We start from the raw sequence: 18,175 nt of genomic DNA on the forward strand, positions 1-18,175 counted from the left end.
GCCGGCAGGGCAGAGCGGGGCATGAAGGATCGCGACGTTTGCTTCTCGCCCGAAAGCCAGATCTGACGAGTGCCGGCAATTGAGCAGTTGAGGGGTTGGCGCGACAGCGCCCCCTCTGGCCTGCCGGCCATCTCCCCCCTTGTGGGACCCGGAGATCGGCTGTTCGGACGAATTTCAATCAACTTTTAATCTTTTTCGTCCGCGCCACTGGACAAGGCGAATCAGCTTTGATTCTTTACTGACGATTCGGGCGTGCGGCGTAGCCGGATCATCCATACGGCAGATCGGGGAGTGCCATTTATGGCCAAGGCGGACGCGTGGGGCGCGCCCGGAGGGAAGGCTTTTGCGCATCGCAAGGCAAGGAGCGATGGACTTGCCGGCAATACGCGCCTGATCGCCGAACCCACTTATCAGCGGCTCCTGGCCGCCGAGCCGCTGCTGCGCCGGTCGATCCCGGCGCTGATCGTCGTTTTTCTCATCGTCATTGCCGCGCTGCGCTTCCTGTCGCTCATGAACGAGCATGACGAGATCGAGCGCGACGCCAAGGCGGTGCTGGCGCTGGCCGCCGGACAGATGGCGCAGGCCGTCACCGCGGACCCCAGCGCGGCCGGCGCCAATGCCATAAGCCTTCTGGAAAACACCAGCCGCCAAGGCGCCATGAGCCGCGCCCATGTGCTCGCCATCACCGACGCCAACTTCAAGGTCATCGCCGTTTCGCCGCTGTCGACGGGCTGGCAAGGCCGCACGCTCGACAGCCTCGTGCTGGGCGGCCAGCCGCTGTTCATGTTCGGCGACCGCGCCGGCGTGATGGATGTCAGCATCTCGGGACAGGACTGGTTCGCCGCCGTCAGCCTCGGCGGCGACCGCAAACATGCGGCCGCCGTGCTGGTGCCGCAGGAAGCGGTGTTCGACAGCTGGCGCAAGTCGATGTCGCTCAACGTCACGCTGTTCGTGCTGACGGCGGGCGTGCTGATCGTCATCCTCTACGCCTATTTCGGCCAGGCGGCGCGCGCCCAGGCGGCGGACCGCATCTATCTCGAAGCGCATCAGCGCATCGACATGGCGCTGGTGCGCGGCCGCTGCGGGTTGTGGGACTGGGACATGGTGCGCGGCAAGATGTACTGGTCGCGCTCGATGTACGACATGCTGGGCTATGAGCCCTGCGATACGATGCTCTCCTTCGGCGAGGTCGACGAGATCATCCACCCGGAAGACGGCGACCTGTTCGATCTCGCAAACCGGATCATCGAACGCGAGATCGACCATATCGACCAGGTTTTCCGCATGCGCCACGCCGACGGGCAATGGGTGTGGATGCGAGCCCGCGCCCAGGTGATCGACCCGGAGGCACCGGAGATCCAGCTGATCGGCATCGCCGTCGACGTCACCGAGCAGCGGCACTTGGCGCTGCGCTCGGAAGCGGCCGACATGCGGCTCAGGACCGCGATCGAGAATATCAACGAATCCTTCGTGCTGTGGGATGCCGCCGAACGGCTGATCATGTGCAATTCGAAGTTCCAGAAGGACAACGGGCTGTCGGACCGCGACGTGGTACCGGGCGCGACCCGCGATATGCTGGAGGAGCGCATGCTGGCCTTCGCGTCGGAGCGCAGACTCGCCAATGCCAACGGGCCGCAGGGCGGCGTCAGCTTGGAGCGCCAGCTTGCCGACGGCCGCTGGCTGCAGGTCAACGAGCTCAGGACCCGCGACGGCGGCGTCGTTTCCGTGGGCTCCGACATCACGCAGATCAAGCTGCACCAGGAAAAGCTGGTCGACAGCGAGCGCCGGCTGATGGCGACGATCCACGATCTCAGCCTGGCCCGCCGCGCCGAGGAGGAACGCGCCAGCGAACTGGTCGAGCTCAACCGCAAATACATGAAGGAAACCGAGCGCGCCGAGGCGGCCAATCGCGCCAAGTCGGAATTCCTCGCCAACATGTCGCATGAATTGCGCACGCCGCTCAACGCCATCATCGGCTTCTCCGAGCTGATGCAGCAGGGCCTGTTCGGGCCGCTCGGCTCCGAGCGCTACGAGGAATACGCGACCGACATCAACGGCAGCGGCAAATATCTGCTCGGCGTCATCAACGATATCCTCGACATGTCGAAGATCGAAGCCGGCCAGTTCTCGCTCGACCGCGAGGAGATCGACCTCTGCCCGCTGATCAAGGAGACGGTGCGGGTGATCTCGCTGCAGGCGGCGGAAAAGTCGATCAATGTCGAGACGCGCATCGCCGATGCGATGCGGCTTTATGCCGACCGCCGCGCGATCAAGCAGATCGCCATCAACCTGCTCTCCAACGCGGTGAAATTCACTGGACAGGGCGGCAAGATCACGGTCAGGGCGCGCAACACGTCCGGGGCGCTGTTGCTCACCATCGAGGACAATGGCTGCGGCATCCCCAAGCAGGCGCTGAGCAAGCTCGGCCGGCCGTTCGAGCAGGTGCAGAACCAGTTCTCCAAGAACCATACCGGCTCGGGCCTCGGGCTCGCCATCTCGCGCTCGCTGGCCGAATTGCAGGGCGGCGCGCTGAAGATCCGCTCGACCGAGGGTGTAGGCACCATCGTGTCGGTGCGCATTCCGCTGAAGAAGGCTCCGCCGACGGTGAAGGCAGCGGCCTAATCAGAGGCGACCGGCGGTGGCTGAGGCAAACTTGAAAAAGTTATCTATTTTATCTATTTTGAGTAAGAGAGTGGCTTTTCCCATGCGCGTAACATCCACTGAATTCCAACAGAATGTCGGCCGCTTTCAGGATGCAGCGCAGCGGGCGCCGGTCGCGATTACCAAAAATGGCCGGACCCATACGGTGCTTCTCTCGGCGGCAATGTTCGAAGTGCTGGTCAAAGGGCGGGTTGCTAGACCCGTGGAGGAACTGGACGACGAGACGGTGAAAGCCATCGCCGAAAGCTCAGTCCCATCCCAGTTCGATGAGTTGGATGAAATGATCAAAGACTGGGCACCGTGAGCCTGCCCAAGCCCGTTCCCGCAAGAACCGCCCGTGTGCGATTGTCGCCGCACGTCGGATTGTGGAGGGGCGCGAAGTCGTGACGGTGGTTCCGATCACGCATTCCCTCCCGGCCGATCCTGCCGATGGCATCGAAATGCCTGCGCCTCTCAAGGCTTACCTTGGGCTCGACGATATGCCGTCATGGGTCGTGGTGAGTGAAACCAACGATTTCCTTTGGCCAGGCCCCGATCTCAGACCAATTCCAGGAAGCAGTCCCTCCCGCTTCCACTATGGCATGCTGCCGCCACGCTTCTACGCGCATCTGCGGGATCGGCTTCTGCAGGCACATGCGCGTCGCAATCTCCGCCGCGTGCAACGCACCGATTAGCCCCGCGATCTCAGGACCCTCCCGCAACCCGCAGCAAATGGTCGAAGTCCTGCCTGACCTTTCGCGACGTCTCTTTGAGATGTGCTTCCAGGACGCCGAAATCCGGCAGGTCAGTGACCGCCAGAAGCAGATCCGAGAGTCCAGGTGGGACATCGTCGCGCTGGAACTCGCCGATGAGGCAAAGCCTGATCATCTGGGTCAGCGCCAGATAGAGCCGATAGGCCTCGCCAAGCTCTTCACGCACATCGGCTGAGGCGAAATCCGGAGAAAGCCGGGCCAAAATGTCGGCGGTCGCCGTGACCCGGCGGCCAGGCTCGATAGCGCCGGCGATGACCGCGACCTGGGCGATGAATTCAAGATCAATGAGCCCGCCCGGGGTCAGCTTGATGTCCCAGAGGTCGCGCGGCGGCTTCTCCTTCTCGATCAGCGCCCGCATATCCGAGGCCTCGGCTTTCACCTTGGCGGCATTGCGCGGCTGCGCCAGCACCGCCGCCACCTCATCGTCGAGCTCGGCGCAGAGTTCGGCATCGCCGCCGACGGCGCGGGCCCGTGCCAGCGCCATGTGCTCCCAGGTCCAGGCATCCCGGCGCTGATATTTCTTGAACGCATCGATATGGGTGGCGACCGGCCCCTTGTTGCCCGAGGGGCGCAGGCGCAGGTCCAACTCATAGAGCACGCCTTCGGCCGTCGGCGCCGAGACGGCGGCGATCAGGCGCTGCGTCATGCGGGTATAGTAATGCGAAGGCGCCAGCGGCTTTTCGCCGTCGGAGTCCTCGGCATCCGCGTCGTGGTCGTAGAGCAGGATGAGATCGACATCCGAACCGGCCGTGAGTTCGCGGCTGCCGAGCTTGCCCATGCCGAGCAGGGCCACCCTGCCGCCGGCGATCCTGCCGTGGCGCAGGGCGAATTCGGCGATCACCGCGTTCAGCGCCGCCTCGATGGTGAGATCGGCGAGATCGGAGAAGGCGCGGCCGGCGCGCGCGGGATCGATCGAGCCGGCAAGCAGGCGCACGCCGATCAGGAATTTCTGCTCGGAGGCGAAGATGCGCAGGCGGTCGAGCACATCCTCATAGGCGCGGTCGCCCTCGATGAAGGCGGCAAGCCGCGCCGAGAGATAGGCGCGGTCCGGCAGTTCGGTAAGCAGGGCCGGGTCGAGCAGGCCGTCGAAGACATGCGGGCGGCGGGTGATGATGGCAGCCAGCCTCGGCGCCGCGCCCATGATGGTCGCCATCAGCTTCAAGAGCGCCGGGTTCGATTGCAGCAGCGAGAAAAGCTGGATGCCCGCCGGCAGGCCGGCGAGGAACTCGTCGAAGCGCATCAGCGCCTCGTCGGCGCGCCGCGTCTGGCCGAAGGCTTTGAGCAACGCCGGGGTCAGTTCGGTCAGCCTCTCGCGCGCCTCCGCCGACTGGGTGACGCGGTAGCGCCCGAAATGCCAGCCGCGGATGACGCGGCAGATGTCGCTCGGCCGCTGGAAGCCGAGGCCATGCAGCGTCTGCAGGGTATCGGGATCGTCGACATCGCCGGTGAAGACCAGATTGCCGACGCCGGCCGAGAGCTCGGGTGCCGTCTCGAACAGCGCCGCGTAGTGGCGCTCGACCTGCTGCAGCGAGGCGCGGAAGGCCTGCGTGAATTCCGCCTCGCCGGCAAATCCCAGCATCAGCGCGATGCGTTTGAGCTCCTCGTCTTCTTCCGGCAGGACGTGCGTCTGCTCGTCAGCGACCATCTGGATGGCGTGCTCGACACGGCGCAGGAACCAGTATTGGCGGGTGAGCGCATCGCGCGCGTCGGCGGTGATCCAGCCGCGCGCGGCAAGCGCTGCGAGCATCGGCACGGTCTCGCGGCCGCGCAGTTCCGGGAAGCGGCCGCCGGCGATGAGCTGCTGGGTCTGGACGAAGAACTCGATCTCGCGGATGCCGCCACGGCCGAGCTTCACGTTGTGACCCTTCACCGCGATCTCGCCATGGCCCTTGTGGGCATGGATCTGGCGCTTGATCGAATGGACGTCGGCGATCGCCGCATAGTCCATGTATTTGCGCCAGACATAGGGTTGCAATTCCTTGAGGAAGGCGGCGCCGGCAGCAAGATCGCCGGCAACCGGCCGCGCCTTGATCATGGCGGCGCGCTCCCAATTCTGGCCGCGCGCCTCGTAATAGCGAAGCGCTGCCTCGACCGGGATTGCCAGCGGCGTCGAGCCGGGATCGGGGCGCAGCCTCAGATCGGTGCGGAAGACATAGCCATGCTCGGTGCGATCCTGCAGGATGCGCACGAGACGACGGGTAAGCCTGGAGAACAGTTCGGTCGCGTCGAGCGGATCGATGACGGCCGGCGCCTCCGGCTCGAAGAAGACGACGAGATCGATGTCGGAGGAAAAGTTCAGCTCATGCGCGCCGAGTTTACCCATGCCGAGCAGGATCCAGCCTGAATCCCTGGCAGGCTCGGCCGGATGCGGTAGCTTGAGCTTGCCTTGCCGATGCGCTTCGAGCAGCAGGAAATCGACGGCGGCGCATGCGCAGGCGTCGGCAAGATCGCTGAGCCAGCGCACCGTCACGGAGGTCTCCGCCTCGCCTGAAAGATCGGCCAGCGCGATCAGGAAATGCGCTTCGGTCTTCCATTGCCTGAGCGCCATCATCAGGCTCGCTTCCGAAGCGTCTTCCGCCTTGGCCGCGCCGCCGATCGCTTCGCCGACGGCATCGAGCCGCGCTTCGATCGTCAGGTCGAACAGCGTATCGAGGATCGCCGGCCGTCGGCGCGCCACGTCGCGCAGGAAGGGCGAGAGGTCGAAGACGGCCGCCAGCAGGTCCTGCAGCGGGCCCTGGCCCGCCAGGAACGCAGCGAGTCGGGAAAGCCCCTCCTCCTCGGCGGCGTCGGCGATTTCCGACAATTCGCGCCGGGCATGTTTCGCGTCCAGGGGGTGGAGCGCCAGTGTCGGGCTAAGCCGGAATTCGGATTCGATTTTCTTCTTCGCCATTTATCCGCGCCGTCAATGCGTCTCCCGCAATGGGAAACTCATGACCACGGACAATCCGGGATTGGCGGGCAAAAGATCAAGCCTTCCGTTGTGGAAAGTCATGATTGCCTTGGCCAGGCTGAGGCCCAGGCCCGAGCCCGGCTGCGAGCGGCTCTTTTCCAGGCGCACGAAACGCTCCGTGGCTCGGGCACGATCGGCGTCGTCCGGAATGCCGTGGCCGTTGTCGCTGACGGCAAGCTTGATCTCGTTGCCGAGGCGCTCCAGCGCCACACGCACTTTCGGCGTCTCGGCGGCGTCGGTCGAATATTTGATGGCGTTGTCGACGATGTTGGACAGCGCCTGGCCGATCAGCTCGCGGTTGCCGTTGATGGTAAAGGCCTCGGGCACTGTCGCTTCCAGCGCGACGCCCGCCTCTTCCGCCACCGGCTCGTAGAGTTCGACGACGTCGCTCACCGTCGCGGCGAGATCGACGGGACCGGTCTGTTCCGAGGAATAGCCAGCCTCCAGGCGCGAGATCATCAGGATGGCGTTGAATGTCTTGATGAGCTGGTCGGACTCCGCGATCGTGCCTTCCAGCGCCTGGCGGTAATCTTCCGTCTTGTGCCTGCCGGCGAGCGTCGCCTCGGCGCGGTTGCGCAGCCTGGTCAGCGGCGTCTTCAGATCATGGGCGATGTTGTCGGAGACCTGCTTCAGCCCCTCGTTCAGCATGGCGATCCTGGCCAGCATCGAATTGAGGTTCGCCGACAGGCGGTCGAATTCGTCGCCGGCGCCGGTGACCGGCAGCCGTCCGGACAAATCGCCGCCCATGATGCGGCGGCTGGCGTCCGAGACGCTGTCGATGCGCTTGAGCGCCGCGCGCCCGACAAAGAACCAGATCAGGATGCCGCCAAGCCCCATCATACCGAGCGCCAGGGTCAGCGCGCGGCTGATGACGGCGCGGAAGCGCTCGGGCTCGCCGAGGTCGCGGCCGACCAGCATGATCATCTGGTTGGGCAGTCTCAACACCAGCGCGATGGCGTTGTGGCCCTTTTCCCCTGTGGACTGGGGGTTGTTGCTGCTGTCGTTGGCCGGAGGCGGAGACTGGTCCGAACCGCCGCTGCGCAGCCGATCGAGCTCGCCCTCGCCGAAGCGCTGGTAGGAAAACGGTTCCGTCGTCCAGCCCTCGGTCTCTATGACCCCCGGCTCCAGGCTCTGCACATTGCCGGTCAGGATCTGGCCATTGGCGTCGGCGATCAGGTAAAGATTGGCGCCGGGCTGGCGCGAGCGGGCCTCGACGACGCGCACCAGCACCGGCAGGCCGCCGCGCTGATAGGCGCGGGCCAGGCCCAGCACCTCGTCGTTGATGGTCTCCTGCGTCTGCGCGGTCAGCATGCGCGCCGACAGCGACGTCATGTAGAAGACGAGCAGCACGGCGCAGAGCGCGAAAAGCAGAAGATAAAGCGCCGAGAGCCGGGCCGCCGTCGTCTTCATAATGGCCGGCAGTGAGAGAGCCATCTGTGGCTTCACCCGCCCTTCAGCATGTAGCCGGCGCCGCGGATCGTGTGCAGGATCGGCTTGTCGAAGCCTTTTTCGATCTTGCCGCGCAGGCGCGAGACGTGGACGTCGATGACGTTGGTCTGCGGATCGAAATGATAGTCCCAGACATTTTCCAGAAGCATGGTACGCGTCACCACCTGCCCGGCATGGCGCATCAGATATTCGAGCAGGCGGAACTCGCGCGGCTGCAGCGTGATCTCGCGGCCGGCGCGCTTGACCGAATGCGACAGCCGGTCGAGCTCGAGATCGCCGACACGGTAGACGGTCTCGGATTCGCGCGCGCTGGCGCGGCGGTTCAGCACCTCGACGCGGGCAAGCAATTCGGAAAATGCATAGGGCTTGGTGAGATAATCGTCGCCGCCGGCGCGCAAGCCCGTGACGCGGTCGTCGACCTCGCCCAGCGCCGAAAGGATCAGCACCGGCGTGGTGTTGCCGCGCGAGCGAAGCGCGGCGATCACCGACAGGCCGTCACGGCGCGGCATCAGGCGGTCGACCACCATCACGTCATAGTCGCCGGCATCGGCGAGCGCGAAGCCGGTTTCGCCGTCGCCGGCGACATGGGCGGTGTGGCCCGCCTCGGCGAAGGCTTTCTGCAAATAATCCGCCGCCTCGCGATCGTCTTCCATGACGAGAATCTTCATGGGACCGTTATACGCGATTTCATCGGAAGTTTGAGAGGCAGTCATTCTTCGGGCCTTGCCTTCATTGGTCGCATGTCTTCTTCCCAAAACCGGCAACCACTTTTGGGCGACATGCATTTCGTTCCGCATGTCGTGATCCCAAAACCGGTGCCCACTTTTGGGCGACATGCATTTCGTTCCGCATGTCGTGATCCCAAAACCGGTGCCCACTTTTGGGCGACATGCGATAAGCGGCAGCGGGTGATGGGAAACCCGCTGCCGCCAGGAGCGAAACACGGTGACTGACTTACGTGCTCGGCCCCATGTTTTCCCGGCGGCGGCTCGGGGGTGTTGATACCGCCGCAGGGAAAATCTGAACCTGAAATCTCAGCCCTTGCCGACCGGCAGCGCCACAAAACGGTTCGAGTCGTCGCGGGTGATCTGCATCAGCACCGCCTTGCGGCCGGCCTTGGCTGCATCGGCCATGGCCTTGGAGACGTCGTCGGTGGTGTTCACGTCGTTCGAATTGATCGAGGTGATGACGTCGCCGGGCTGGATGCCACGGTCGGCCGCGTCGCTGTCGGGATCGACGTCGGTGACCACGAGGCCCTTGCCGTTTTCCGCCTTGGTGACGGTCAGGCCGAGATCGGCCAGCGTGTCGGCCTTGGCGGCGGGCGCCGACTGCTTGTTGTTGTCGTCGTTCGAGGCCTGCTTGTCGCTTGCCGGCAACGTGCCGAGATCGACCTTGACCGTCTCGTTCTTGCCGCTGCGCCAGACGGTGACGTCGACCGATTTGCCCGGCGCGAATGCGCCGATCATGCGGGCGAGCTCCTTCGGCGAAGCGACATCCTTGCCGTCGACCTGGGTGATGACGTCGCCGGCGGCGATGCCCGCCTTCTTGCCCGGACCGGAATCCTGGGCGCTCGAGACCAGCGCGCCCTTGTCCGACTTCAGGCCGAGCGACTCCGCGATGTCGGAGGTGACCGGCTGGATCTCGACGCCGAGCCAGCCGCGCTGGACGGAGCCGCTCTTCATCAGGTCCTGGACGACCTGCTTGGCGGTCGAGGCCGGGATGTCGAAGGCAATGCCGACGCTGCCGCCCGACGGCGAGAAGATGGCGGTGTTGATGCCGATCACCTGGCCGTTGAGGTTGAAGGTCGGACCGCCCGAATTGCCGCGGTTGACCGAAGCATCGATCTGGATGAAGTCGTCATAGGGGCCGGCGCCGATGTCGCGGCCGCGAGCCGAGACGATGCCGGCGGTGACAGTGCCGCCGAGACCGAAGGGATTGCCGACCGCAACCACCCAGTCACCGATGCGAACCTTGGAGTCGTCGGCAAAGTCGACATAGGTGAACTTGTTGCCGCCGCCATCGACCTTGAGCACGGCGAGATCGGTGCGCGGATCGGTGCCGATCAGCTTGGCGTCGAGTTCCTTGCCGTCATTGGTGACGACGCTGAAATCCGAGCCTTCCGAAACCACATGGTTGTTGGTGACGAGATAACCGTCTTCCGAGATGAAGAAGCCCGAGCCCTGAGCGACCGGACGCGGCTCGCCATTGCCATGGTCGCGATGGTTGAAGCGGCGCATGCCGAACTGGCCGCCCTGACCCTGGTCGCCGAAGCCGCGGAATTCCTTGAAGAAGCGGCGCAGCTGCGGATTGTCAGGCAGGTTGTCGAAACCGTCCTGATCGTCCGAGCCGTTGTCGGCCGTCGGTTGGATCTTGGCCTTGACCTTGACGCTGACGACCGCCGGCGAGACATGCTCGACGACATCGGCGAAACTCGGCACTTGCGGGGCTTCGACGCGCACCGCATCGGCCAGCACGGGGGCGGTGCCGGTTGCGATCATGCCCGCGCCAACCGTGCCGACAAGGGCCAGAGAAGCGACGGCGGCCATCAGGCGCTTTCGGGTGCGGGAATATGAATTGGGGGCGTTATTCATGGGGGTTCTTATCCTCTATCGACGTGGATGCGCTCAGGCGAAGCATCCTCGGGCAAGAGGATTAGAGAGCCACACATTACGGCGCCATTTCCGGTACATGAAAGTTTTGTAATGTTGGCCGAGTTCGTCATTGCAGGGCGAAGCAGGAGCGAAGCTCCGTCGCGCAGACCCTGGAATCCATGCCGTTACATTCGCCGAAGAGCGCAGCGGAGCAGAATTCTGGATCGCAGCGGCGCGTCAGCGTGACGGAATGGATTCTATGGTCTGCGCGCGTCGCTTCGCTCCTTGCTCCGCCATAGAATGACGACCCGCGAGCGGCCGTGGCCACTTATCGACGTCAGCGATGGCGCTAATCGCTTAGCATCTTGTCCAGCGCCGCCTGTTCCTCGGCACTCAGGGTGCTACCCGATGCCGGGCGGCGCGAGCGGGCGCTGAGCACGATGAACAGGCCGCCGGCCAGAAGCAGAAGCACCGGCGTACCCCACAAAAGCGCGGTGCGCAGGCTGAAGCGCGGCTTGAGCAGCACGAACTCGCCATAGCGCGAAACGATATAGTCCATCACCTGCTGGTCGGTGTCGCCGGCAACGAGGCGCTGGCGCACCAGGACGCGCAGGTCCCGGGCAAGATCGGCGTCGGATTCGTCGATCGACTGGTTCTGGCAGACCATGCAACGCAGGCCCTCCGACAGCGCGCGCGCCCTCGCCTCCAAGGCCGGATTCTGCAGCACTTCATCCGGCTTCACCGCCTGGGCTGGGCCGGCGAAAAACAGCGCCAGCAACAGGACCAGCGGAACAAGCGAAAACCTCGCTTTCATGTCGGGGTCGCCAGGGCTGCGGCCGGCTTTCGCCGCTTTGCCGGCGCGCCGACGCGCAGGCGACGGTCGAGCAGCGACATGGCGGCGCCCGCCATCATCACCAGTCCGCCGCCCCAGATCAGCGTCACCAGCGGCTTCCACCAGAGGCGCACGACGACGGAGCCGTCATTGTTCTCGTCGCCGAGCGACAGATAAAGCTGGCTCAACCCAATCGTCCTGATGCCGGACTCCGTCGTCACCGTCTGGCGCACCGGATAGAAGCGCTTTGCGGAGGTTATTGCCCCATCGGCGTTGCCGTCGGCGCCTACCAGCAGGAAGCGGCCGCGATCCTCGGTGAAATTCGGGCCTTTCTGCGGGGAGAGCCCTTCGAAGCGCAGCGTGTGGCCGGAGAGCTCCACCGTCTCGCCGGTATGCATCGAGAGGATTTTCTCCGTGCCGAAGCAGAGCGTGCCGACAATGCCGAGCAAGGTCAGCCCGAGGCCGAGATGCGCCAGCGCCGTGCCGAAGACGGAGCGCGGCAGGCCGGCGAAGCGGCGCAGCATGATGCCCGGCGCCACCGAACCGAAACCGGATTTGACCGCAAGGTCGGTCAGTGCGCCGGCGACCAGCCAGACGGCGAGGCCGACGCCGAGTGCCGCGAACACCGAGGCGCCGTCGATGAACAGGCCAGTGACCAGCATCGCGGCGATCGCCAGGGCGAAGGCCGCCATCAGCCGCTGCGAGGCGGCGATGACGTCGCCGCGTTTCCAGGCGAGCAAGGGGCCGAACGGCACGATCGCGAGCAGCGGCAGCATCAGCGGGCCGAAGGTCAGGTCGAAGAAGGGTGCGCCGACCGAGATCTTGCCGCCGGTGAGCGCCTCCAGCGCCAGCGGGTAGAGCGTGCCGACCAGCACCGTCGCCGTGGCGGTGGTGAGAAAGAGGTTGTTCAGCACCAGCGCGCCCTCGCGCGAGATCGGATGGAACAGGCCGCCCGCCGTCAGCCGCGAGGCGCGCAGCGCAAACAGCGCCAGCGAGCCGCCGATGAACAGCGTCAGGATGCACAGGATGAAGACGCCCCGCGCCGGATCGGTGGCGAAGGCGTGCACCGAGGTCAGCACGCCGGAACGCACCAGGAAAGTGCCGAGCAGCGACAGCGAGAAGGTCAGGATGGCGAGCAGCAGCGTCCAGATCTTCAGCGCCGAACGCTTCTCCATGACGATCGCCGAATGAAGCAGCGCGGTGCCGGCGAGCCAGGGCATGAAGGAGGCGTTCTCGACCGGATCCCAGAACCAGAAGCCACCCCAGCCGAGCTCGTAATAGGCCCAGTAGGAACCCATGGCGATGCCGCCGGTGAGGAACATCCAGGCGACCAGTGTCCAGGGTCGCACCCAGCGTGCCCAGGAGGCGTCGATGCGCCCCTCGATCAGCGCCGCAACCGAAAAGGAGAAGCAGATCGAGAAGCCGACATAGCCGAGATAGAGCATCGGCGGATGGATAGCGAGGCCGAGATCCTGCAGGATCGGATTAAGGTCGCGGCCCTCGATCGGCGCCGGGTTGAGGCGGATGAAGGGGTTGGACGTCGCCAGGATGAACAGGAAGAAGGCAGCGCCGATCATGCCCTGCACGGCCAGTACATTGGCCTTGAGCGTTGACGGCAGGTTGTTGCCGAAGACCGCGACCAGCGCGCCGAAGAAGGTCAGGATAAGCACCCACAGCAGCATCGAGCCTTCGTGGTTCCCCCAGGTGCCGGTGATCTTGTAGATCATTGGCTGCAGCGAATGGGAGTTCTCCCACACGCTCGCCACCGAGAAGTCGGAGCCGGCATAGGCGCTGGCAAGGGCGGCGAAGGACAGCGCGGTCAACGCGAAGCCGGTGACCGTGACCGGACCGCCGACCGCCATCAGCCGCTGATTGCCGGTGCGGGCGCCGACGAGCGGCACCAGCATCTGCACCAGCGACAGAGCGAAGGCCAGCACGAGCGCGAAATGTCCGGTCTCAACCATCAATTTGTGCTTTCTTGCCAGACGCCCTTGGCCTTCAGGCCGTCGGCGACTTCCTTGGGCATGTAACGCTCGTCATGCTTGGCCAAAACGCTGTCGGCGACGAACACGCCGTCGGGGCCGAACGCGCCCTCAGTGATGACGCCCTGATCCTCGCGGAACAGGTCGGGCAGGATGCCGGTATAGGTGACCTTGACCGATTTCTGCTTGTCGGTGACCGAGAAGGCGACGGTGGCGCCCTGGCCGCGCACGACGGTGCCCTTCTCGACGAGACCGCCGAGCCGGATGCGTTGTCCGGGCGGCAAACTCGCCGTGGCGAGATCGGCCGGCATGTAGAAATAGGAGGCCTTCTGTCCAAGCGCATAGAAGGTGAGGCCGGCAGCGGCGCCGAGGAAAGCCAGCCCCGCCACGATCACCGACAATCGCTTCTGCTTGCGCGTCATTGCCTTACTCCGTCGCCGTTACGCCGAGCGAGGCGGCGAAGGCGGTGAATTTCCTGGCCTGCTCACTGTCCGCCCCGAAGGCGGCGACAGCGCGGCCGAGCGCGGCCCGCGCCTGGTCGGCCTTGCCAAGCACGACATAGGAACGGATGAGCCGCATCCATCCTTCCTCGTCACGCGGATTCTGCTTCAATTTGTCGTCCAACCCGGCGACCATGGTCTCGATCATCGCCTGCCGGTCCTGCGGCGACATCTGTTGCGCGGCTTCCACCTGCTGCGCATCCGGGCCGTTGGCCGGCGCGGCCTTGGCGACAGCCGGCTCGCCCGCCTCGGCAAGCGCCTGCTGAACGGCGTTGCGCCAGGGCGAATCCGGCGCGAGCTGGCCGAGCATCTTTTGCCAGGCGGTGACGGCCTCGGCCTTCCTGCCTTCCTGGGCGAGGCCCACCGCCAGGTAAAAATTCGCCTTGGCGTTGGCCGGATCGAGCTTCAGGGCTGCCTCGAAGGCGCTTTGGGCGTCGGCCGAAACGATGCCACGGGCAGCATTGGCGATCGCCTCGCCGAGACCCGACTGGCGCACGGCGCTGTCGCCGTCGAGGCGGATGGCGTTGCGATAGGCGGTCACGGCGTCAGGAAAGCGCTGCAGCCGAAGATAGATCGGCGCCAGCACATCCCAGCCCTTGCCGTCCGACGGATTGGCGGCGAGATGGGCTTCGGCGCGGGCGACCAGTTCGTCGACCGAGGAATCGGCCGGGTTCTTGGCCAGACGTTCGGCCAGTGGCTGCGAGGGCAGATCGGGAGAGCCGAGCATGCCGTAGAGCCCCCAGCTCAACAGGGGAACCGCAAGCACGGCCACGCTGGCGACCCATCTGGCGCTGCGCGCGGGCCTGGGCGTCGCCGCGCCCGGCTGCAAAGCCGCGCCCAGACGCAGGATGCGCCGGCCGATCTCGGCACGCGCCTCCTCGGCCTCGCCCGGCTGGATCAGGCCGCGCGCCATGTCGCGGTCGAGCTCGGAAAGCTGGTCGCGATAGACTTCGAGATCGTGATCGCCGGCCGGCGACGCGCCCTTCATGCCGCCGGTGAGCGGCAACAGCACCGCCAGGCTGGCGCCCAGCGTGAGGATTGCGGCTATGACCCAGAACAGCATGCCTATTCCAATAGCGGCAGAGCCCTGCCCTGCCAACACGACCATCGTGCGACGCTTTGACGGCAGACGCCGTCGGCCGCAGGCTTAATTCCGTTCCAAAGCCGTCAGGTCAGCGGCGTCCAGCTGCCATCGGCGTTGCGGCAGGCGGTGCCGCGCGCGGTGACGCCCGCGCCGCTGGTATAGACGGTGTGGGTGTACTGGCGACAATCCTGCGAGCCGACCCGGTAGGGCTGGGCGGCGACGACCTCGCCATAATGCGAGGAGTTGTCGCTCTTCCACGTCACTTTCTGGCCACTGGTGTTGTATTCCAGCGCCTTGTATTCCGCTTCCAGGCCTTTGCGCTTTTCGGCATCGCTGAGGCCCGAGCCGACCGATCCGCCGATAAGCCCGCCATTCATGGCCGAAACGATGCTGGTCGAGACCTTGCCGCCGGCGGGCGGCGTGGAAACAGGCGTGACCGGAGAGGTTGGACCGCCCCTGCCGAGCGTCGTGCAGCCGGAAACGGCGAGCAGGGCGGAAACGAGCGCGACGCGGATCTTCATGCCAACAACCGGTTCTCTTGAGCAGGATGAGCTGGGGGCTGCGTCATCGGGGAGGATATCGAGCCCATAGTGTTGACATTTGTCGGAAATTTGGCCGCCAGCCCTCGCTCGCAAATCGAAAAAAAACATCATTGAAGGCTCCGCAATCTCACCACCGCCCTCAAGCCGCCCATGCCGGACCGTTCCAGCGCCAGCGAGCCTCCATACTCGTTGACGAGGTCGGCGACAATGGCGAGCCCGAGCCCTGTTCCCGGCTTCGTCTCATCGAGTCTCTTGCCACGCTTCAACACCTCCCGCGCACTGTCCTCGGGAATGCCCGGGCCGTCATCCTCTATAACGATTTCAAACAGGTTGCCGCTTCCCGAAATAGTGGCGATCGTCACGGCGACGGCGCCCTTAGCCCATTTCATCGCATTGTCGAGCAGATTGCCGAGCAGTTCCTCCAGATCCTCGCGCTCGCCGGCAAAGACGATCTCCGCCGACGGCAGCGACAGCGTCAGCCTGGACTGCGGGTTGAGTTTCCGCAGCACGCGCACCATGCGCTCGACCAGCGGCGAAACCGGCGTGCGGAAGACGACGCTGTCGCGCTGCGCGGCGACGCGGGCGCGCTGCAGATAGTGGTCGACCTGCTTCTGCATGGAGGCGGCCTGCTCGGCGATCAACTGACCCTTGGCGCCGCCAAGCGCCCGGCCTTCATTGATCAGCACGGCGAGCGGCGTCTTCAGCGAGTGGGCAAGGTTGCCGACCTGGGTGCGCGAGCGCTCGACGATGCGCCGGTTGTTCTCGATCAACGCATTGGTCTCGTTGGCGAGCGGCTCGATCTCGGCCGGGAATCTGCCGTCGAGCCGCTGGGCGGTGCCTTCGCGCACCATGGCCAGCGCATTGCGGACCCGGCGCAAAGGCTGGAGACCCAAGAGGATGGCGATGGCGTTGATGGCGATCATGCCGACGCCGAACAGCGACAGATAGGTGAGCAGGCGGCGCTGGAAGCTGGCGATCTCCTGCTCGAGCTCGCTGTGATTGCCCATGACGCGGAAACGGGCGGCGCGGTTCTTCGCGTCCAGCACGAACTCGCTCTCGAAAACTTCGAGCTGCTCGCCCTTTATGCCCTCCATCGAATAGCTGCGCTGGAAGTTCGAGTTGAAGGGCACTTCCGCGACGCTCGGCGACAGGAGTGAAGTCGTCATCGAGGAGGAATGGATTTCGCCATGCACGCCTTCGGAAGCAGGCTCGACCGACCAGTACCAGCCGGAATTCGGCTCGGAAAAGCGCAGATCGCCGAGGTCGGGCGAGCCGGTCAGCGCGCCGTTGTCGGAAATGCCGACGGAACCGATCAGGTTGAACAGATGCGCCGAAAGCAGGCTGTCGAAGCCGCGTTCGCTGGCCTGGCGGTAAAGCGTGGTGATGAGGGTGAAGATGACGACCAGCGTCAGGATCGCCCAGATGGTGGAAAAGGCGATGACGCGGAAGGTCAGCGAGCGCGGCCAGAGCCGCAGCTTCGACAGCCCCGCGCCTATGGTTGGCTTCAGCGGTTCCGCGTCACGCCTCCGGCTCACGCATGCGATAGCCCATGCCACGCACGGTTTCGATCATGTCGATGCCCATCTTCTTGCGAAGCCGGCCGACAAACACCTCGATAGTGTTGGAATCGCGATCGAAATCCTGGTCGTAGAGATGCTCGACCAGTTCGGTGCGCGACACCACCTCGCCCATATGATGCATCAGGTAGGCGAGCAGCCGGAACTCGTGCGAGGTGAGTTTGAGCGGCACGCCGTTGACGTCGGCCTTGGACGCCTTGGTGTCGAGGCGCAGCGGCCCGCAGGTGAGCTCGGATGATGCATGGCCGGCCGCGCGGCGGATCAGCGCCCGCACCCGCGCCAGCACCTCCTCGATGTGGAAGGGTTTGGTCACATAGTCGTCGGCGCCGGCGTCGATGCCGGCCACCTTGTCGCTCCAGCGGTCGCGCGCGGTCAGGATCAGCACCGGCATCTTGCGGTCGCCGCGGCGCCAGCGCTCGACGACGCTGATGCCGTCCATCTGCGGCAGGCCGATATCGAGGACCACGGCATCGTAAGGCTCGGTGTCGCCAAGGAAGTGCCCCTCCTCGCCGTCATAGGCGCGGTCGACCACATAGCCGGCGTCGACCAGCGCGTCGGCCAGCTGCCGGTTGAGATCCTTGTCATCCTCGACGACGAGCACGCGCATGGGTTGAAGCCTGTTGCTGGGGAGACGTATAGGCCGATTCCGCCGGCCTGGGAAACGAGTGAGGTCAGCTCATCGGGACGACGATTTCCGAGCGGCGCGGACGCTGTCCGTCCTTGCCGGGGACCAGCACGACGATGACGCAGACCTGCTGGCCGCCCCGCGTCGCCTGCGAGGCCTTGGCCAGCGTGCCGCCATTCTGCGCGGCGACCTGCTGGCCGATGGCGTAGCAATCGTTGGCGGCAAGCACGACCGGCTGGTCGACCGACGGGACGATGACCGGCATTGCCGTCGTCTGCGACGCAAAGAGGCCGGCTGCGGCAAGCGCCAGCACTGCTTTGCGGAGATGGGAGCCAAGGTTGGTCATGATCACGGTTCTAACGCATATGGGCTGAACGTGAAATGAACGGTGAACAATCGAAAATCCATGCCCGCCATTCCCCTGCGCGAGACAAATGAATGCACCCTGTGACGCCAGTGCAGTCGCCAGGGGCTCCCTCAGGCCCCGGGTGCAAATTCATAGCCGGAAAATCAGTCGGCCCGCTACGCTTTTCGGGTGCGGATTCTCCATCCAGCCCTAGGCGGTGGTGACGATTTAACTATTTGAGCCAGATGGCGATAGCGGCGAGTTTGACGAAGCCCATGAAGTTG

The 18,175-nt window shown here is 65.0% G+C and carries 15 protein-coding genes; 3 read left to right on the forward strand and 12 right to left on the reverse strand.

What is annotated here, in order from left to right; all coding sequences use genetic code 11:
* The first annotated feature begins 300 nt into the window (after positions 1-300).
* The 3 genes from FJ424_RS30680 (at position 301) to FJ424_RS30690 (ending at position 3,335) form a co-directional block, all read left to right on the forward strand.
* Positions 301-2,622: a PAS domain-containing sensor histidine kinase gene (locus FJ424_RS30680; RefSeq protein ID WP_140659437.1), complete on the forward strand. Its 2,322-nt coding sequence runs from the start codon at positions 301-303 to the stop codon at positions 2,620-2,622.
* A 16-nt stretch (positions 2,623-2,638) separates the two neighbouring features.
* Entirely contained in the window at positions 2,639-2,965 is a 327-nt protein-coding gene (locus FJ424_RS30685) for a type II toxin-antitoxin system prevent-host-death family antitoxin (protein WP_246677397.1), read from the forward strand.
* Positions 2,966-3,044: 79 nt separating this feature from the next.
* Complete coding sequence (locus FJ424_RS30690; RefSeq protein ID WP_246677398.1) at positions 3,045-3,335, forward strand: hypothetical protein; 291 nt, start codon at positions 3,045-3,047, stop codon at positions 3,333-3,335.
* A 10-nt stretch (positions 3,336-3,345) separates the two neighbouring features.
* Here FJ424_RS30690 and FJ424_RS30695 read toward each other — a convergent pair whose 3' ends face one another.
* The 12 genes from FJ424_RS30695 to FJ424_RS30750 all read right to left on the reverse strand — a co-directional run bounded on the left by FJ424_RS30695 (position 3,346) and on the right by FJ424_RS30750 (position 17,891).
* On the reverse strand, positions 3,346-6,303 hold the full coding sequence (locus FJ424_RS30695; RefSeq protein ID WP_140659439.1) for a bifunctional [glutamine synthetase] adenylyltransferase/[glutamine synthetase]-adenylyl-L-tyrosine phosphorylase: 2,958 nt from the start codon (positions 6,301-6,303) through the stop codon (positions 3,346-3,348).
* A 12-nt stretch (positions 6,304-6,315) separates the two neighbouring features.
* A complete protein-coding gene (locus FJ424_RS30700) occupies positions 6,316-7,797 on the reverse strand; it encodes a HAMP domain-containing sensor histidine kinase (RefSeq protein WP_140659440.1) in 1,482 nt (493 codons plus the stop codon).
* 8 nt (positions 7,798-7,805) lie between these two features.
* Positions 7,806-8,480 carry a response regulator transcription factor gene (locus FJ424_RS30705; protein WP_040991372.1) on the reverse strand — a complete coding sequence of 225 codons (675 nt, stop codon included), beginning with the start codon at positions 8,478-8,480 and terminating at the stop codon, positions 7,806-7,808.
* A gap of 366 nt (positions 8,481-8,846) precedes the next feature.
* On the reverse strand, positions 8,847-10,403 hold the full coding sequence (locus FJ424_RS30710; RefSeq protein WP_140659441.1) for a Do family serine endopeptidase: 1,557 nt from the start codon (positions 10,401-10,403) through the stop codon (positions 8,847-8,849).
* 349 nt (positions 10,404-10,752) lie between these two features.
* On the reverse strand, positions 10,753-11,217 hold the full coding sequence (locus tag FJ424_RS30715) for a cytochrome c-type biogenesis protein (protein WP_140659442.1): 465 nt from the start codon (positions 11,215-11,217) through the stop codon (positions 10,753-10,755).
* Positions 11,214-13,199, reverse strand: coding sequence for a heme lyase CcmF/NrfE family subunit (locus FJ424_RS30720; protein WP_140659443.1), 1,986 nt, complete (start codon positions 13,197-13,199; stop codon positions 11,214-11,216). The genes FJ424_RS30715 and FJ424_RS30720 overlap by 4 nt, the downstream gene beginning before the upstream one ends.
* Entirely contained in the window at positions 13,199-13,639 is a 441-nt protein-coding gene (gene ccmE / locus FJ424_RS30725; RefSeq protein WP_140659444.1) for a cytochrome c maturation protein CcmE, read from the reverse strand. The genes FJ424_RS30720 and ccmE overlap by 1 nt, the downstream gene beginning before the upstream one ends.
* 4 nt (positions 13,640-13,643) lie before the next feature.
* Positions 13,644-14,780: a c-type cytochrome biogenesis protein CcmI gene (gene ccmI, locus FJ424_RS30730; protein WP_140659445.1), complete on the reverse strand. Its 1,137-nt coding sequence runs from the start codon at positions 14,778-14,780 to the stop codon at positions 13,644-13,646.
* Positions 14,781-14,884: 104 nt separating this feature from the next.
* Positions 14,885-15,322 (reverse strand): hypothetical protein, encoded by a 438-nt coding sequence (locus FJ424_RS30735; RefSeq protein ID WP_140659446.1) that lies wholly within the window; start codon positions 15,320-15,322, stop codon positions 14,885-14,887.
* Between the two features lie 128 nt (positions 15,323-15,450).
* Entirely contained in the window at positions 15,451-16,878 is a 1,428-nt protein-coding gene (locus FJ424_RS30740) for an ATP-binding protein (protein WP_140659447.1), read from the reverse strand.
* A complete protein-coding gene (locus tag FJ424_RS30745) occupies positions 16,862-17,527 on the reverse strand; it encodes a response regulator transcription factor (RefSeq protein WP_027164846.1) in 666 nt (221 codons plus the stop codon). The genes FJ424_RS30740 and FJ424_RS30745 overlap by 17 nt, the downstream gene beginning before the upstream one ends.
* Positions 17,528-17,591: 64 nt before the next feature.
* Positions 17,592-17,891, reverse strand: a complete 300-nt coding sequence (locus FJ424_RS30750) for a hypothetical protein (RefSeq protein WP_140659448.1) — start codon at positions 17,889-17,891, stop codon at positions 17,592-17,594.
* Between the last annotated feature and the right edge of the window lie 284 nt (positions 17,892-18,175).

Source organism: Mesorhizobium sp. B3-1-8, assembly GCF_006439495.1.
GTDB lineage: Bacteria > Pseudomonadota > Alphaproteobacteria > Rhizobiales > Rhizobiaceae > Mesorhizobium.